Below are 2,452 nucleotides of genomic sequence, written 5' to 3'. Positions count from 1 at the left end.
GCCACGGTTGAGGGATTGCGCGCGATAGGCCCAGGGAAGCAGCTGATCGATTTCGCTGTTTGGGTGACCGTTGACGATCCTGGTGAGCGCGTCAGTCAGGAAGGCAAGGGGATCGACGTCGTTCAGCTTACAAGTTTCTACCAGGGATGCGATGATGGCCCAGTGCTCGGCGCCGCCGTCGGAGCCAGCGAACAGTGCATTTTTCCGGTTGAGTGCGATCGGGCGGATCGAGCGCTCGACGGCGTTGTTGTCGAGCTCGATACGGCCATCATCGATGAAGCGCGTCAGGCCCTCCCAGCGTGAGAGCGCATAGCGGATTGCGTCTGCCAATTTGCCCTTTTGACTGATCAGCGCAAGCTTGGCGCGGAGCCACCGTTCGAACGCTTCCGCCAGCGGTCGGCTTTTCTGTTGCCGAACGAGACGGCGCCCCTCGGCGCTGCGGCCACGGATGTCCTTCTCGACGGCATAGAGCTCGGCGATTTGCTTGAGCGCCTCGCTCGCAATGGGCGCCGGACCGGGTGTGGCAAGCTCGTAGAAGTTACGCCGCATGTGCGACCAGCAGAATGCAAGCCGAACATCGCCACGCTCGGCGAGCTTGCCATAGCCGGCATAGCCGTCGACCTGCAGAATCCCCTTGAAGCCTGCCAGATGAGCGATCGGTCGATCGGCTTTGCGATCGGGGGCATAGACATAGGCGACGCCGGGCGGATCTGCGCCGCCCCACGGCCGGTCGTCCGCAGCATAGGTCCAGAGCTGACCGGTCTTGGTGCGCCCACGGCCGGGATCGAGCACCGGCATCGTCGTCTCGTCGGCGAACAGCTTTGGCCGTTGCTTAAGCTTGCCTAGGAGGCGCTCATGCAACGGACGCAGATGGAAGGCTGCCTGCCCCACCCAGTCCGCCAACGTTGAACGATCGAGCTCAATGCCCTGGCGGGCATAGATCTGCGCTTGCCGATAGAGCGGCAGGTGATCGGCATATTTTGACACCAGAACCTGTGCGACGGTTGCTTCCGTTGGCAGTCCGCCCTCGATCAGCCGAGCCGGAGCTGGCGCCTGCATGACGCCATCCTCGCAAACCCGGCAGGCGTATTTGGGCCGCCGGGTCACGAGGATCCGGAACTGCGCCGGGACCAGGTCCAGCCGCTCGCTTCTATCCTCGCCGATCCGATGTAACTCGCCTTGGCAGCAGGGACAGGTTCTGTCCTCGATGTCGACGATGACCTCGATCCGCGGCAGGTGCGCCGGCAAGGCGCCACGGTTGCCCCGGCGCTTGCGAGCTCGCGCATCACGGCCTTCAGGTGCACTGATGTCCTGTGCCGTCTCGCCGTACGCTGCGACTTGCTCGACGTCTTCCAGGCCCAGCAGCATCTGGTCTTCAGGCAGCGTCTCTGCCCGTCGGCCAAACCGATGCCGCTGCAATTCCTTGATGATCTGACGCAGCCGCTCGCTCTCGCACCGCTCGGCGAGCAGCATCGCTTTCAGCGTCTCCGGATCGTCAGGCAGGACGTCGCTCACAGCCAAATCAGAGCATATTCGCCGCCATCTGGCGACGCATCCGACGGTCCTGATTCACTTCGCCGCAGCGCTGCCAACAACTACCCGGGCTGCGCTGGCGCCGGCGTCCCCCGTGCCTCGTGCACAAGCCGCCAGTCGAGTCCTTCCAGCAGCGCCGACAATTGCGCTGCCGACAGGCGCATCACACCGTCCTCGATCTTCGGCCAGCGGAAGGTCCCATCCTCAAGCCTCTTGGCGAACAGGCACAGGCCCGTTCCATCCCAGAACACCAGCTTGATCCGGTCCGCCCGCTTGGCCCGGAACACATAGACAGCTCCCGAGAATGGATCTGCACCCATGCTCTCGCGCACCAGGGTCGCAAGACCCTCCATGCCCTTGCGGAAGTCTACCGGCTTGGTCGCCACCATCACCCGGACCGCACCTGACGGACCGATCACCGGCTCACCTTCAGCGCCTGGACAATCGACGCAATCATCGCCGTATCCGCTCCACGACCGGCTCGGATCGTGATGCCGTCCACTTCAATCTCGATGATCCCGCTATCTGCCTTGCGCACCGTTTTGCGCTCCCGGTGAGCACTTGGCGCCGGTACCACTGCGTCCACCACCGCCGGCACAAACTGTACTTCGTTAGCTTCGGAATGACCGCCTGCTGCTTCTCGCAACTGACGTCGCCAGCCAAACAGCTGCTGCGGCGACAATCCATGCCGTCGAGCCACGGAACACACCGAGTCGCCACTCGCCACGATCTCCGCGACGATCCGCACCTTGTCCTCGTCGCTCCACTTCCGCCGACGACCGGCTCCGGTGAAGACCTCGAGCCGCCGCACCGGCTCCGTGATAGCAGTATGCACTGTGTCCATTCTAAGCCTAACGGTCGAAACCGAACCGCAGACTCGCAGATCACACCGTCATCCGGTAGGTGGCCGCTGAACAGC

At 63.6% G+C, this 2,452-nt stretch carries 3 protein-coding genes; all 3 read right to left on the bottom strand.

From position 1 onward, the window contains the following. Positions 1-1,473, bottom strand: a 1,473-nt coding sequence (locus IVB42_RS01410) for an IS66 family transposase (protein WP_247469627.1), incomplete at its 3' end; no start/stop codon positions are given. Between the two features lie 122 nt (positions 1,474-1,595). Then, complete coding sequence (tnpB, locus tag IVB42_RS01405; protein ID WP_247295361.1) at positions 1,596-1,952, bottom strand: IS66 family insertion sequence element accessory protein TnpB; 357 nt, start codon at positions 1,950-1,952, stop codon at positions 1,596-1,598. Beyond that, complete coding sequence (locus IVB42_RS01400) at positions 1,949-2,377, bottom strand: transposase (RefSeq protein WP_018459013.1); 429 nt, start codon at positions 2,375-2,377, stop codon at positions 1,949-1,951. The genes tnpB and IVB42_RS01400 overlap by 4 nt, the downstream gene beginning before the upstream one ends. Positions 2,378-2,452: the final 75 nt, after the last annotated feature.

The organism is Bradyrhizobium sp. 45, assembly GCF_023073155.1.
GTDB lineage: Bacteria > Pseudomonadota > Alphaproteobacteria > Rhizobiales > Xanthobacteraceae > Bradyrhizobium > Bradyrhizobium canariense_D.
This window is presented reverse-complemented; position numbering and strand designations above follow the sequence as displayed.